General features: G+C 68.3%; 1 protein-coding gene and 1 pseudogene. Both read right to left on the reverse strand.

What is annotated here, in order from left to right; translation table 11 throughout:
* Positions 1-280: pseudogene (locus tag AC1DTN_RS37855) on the reverse strand (hypothetical protein); the annotation flags it as partial.
* A gap of 24 nt (positions 281-304) precedes the next feature.
* Positions 305-703, reverse strand: a 399-nt coding sequence (locus AC1DTN_RS37860; RefSeq protein ID WP_477925271.1) for an aromatic amino acid lyase, incomplete at its 5' end; no start/stop codon positions are given.

Here is a 703-nt window from a genome sequence, read left to right on the forward strand (position 1 = left end):
GCACCAGCAGCGTCTCGTCGTCCTTCAGTTCCTTCAGGCTCGCCAGGATCTGGTCGAAGCAGGCCCAGTCGCGCGCGGCGCGGCCGATGCCGCCGTAGACCACCAGGTCCTGCGGACGCTCGGCCACCTCGGGATCGAGGTTGTTCTGCAGCATGCGAAACGGCGCTTCGGTGAGCCAGCTCCTGCAGCTCAGCGTGCTGCCGCGCGGAGCGCGGATCACCCGGCTCGGGTCATGGCGGGGGTCGGACTTGGGAGCGAGGAATTTGTCGGGTGCGTTCATGGCGGAGTCCTTTCGACAGTGATTTCAGGAATGGCTCGGCAGGATCGCCTGCACGGGCTCGGGCCAGCGGCCCTGGCGCGCCCACTGGCGCATGGCCTCGATGGAGGGCGCGAGGAAGCGGTCCTGCTCGATGAAGGCGACGCGCTCGCGGATGGCGGCGAATTCGGCTTCGAGCAGCGGGGAGGATTTCGGGCCGCGCTTGAGTTCGATGCCCTGCGCCGCCGCCATGGCCTCGATGCCGACGACCACGGCGGTGTTCTCGACCATGTCGGCCAGCCGGCGTCCGGCGAAGGTGGCCATCGACACATGGTCCTCCTGGTTGGCGGATGTCGGCAGGCTGTCGACGCTCGCCGGATGCGCAAGCGACTTGTTCTCCGATGCCAGCGCCGCGGCCGTGACCTGCGCGATCATGAAGCCGGAGTT

This window comes from Rhizobium sp. 01T444, from assembly GCF_056398305.1.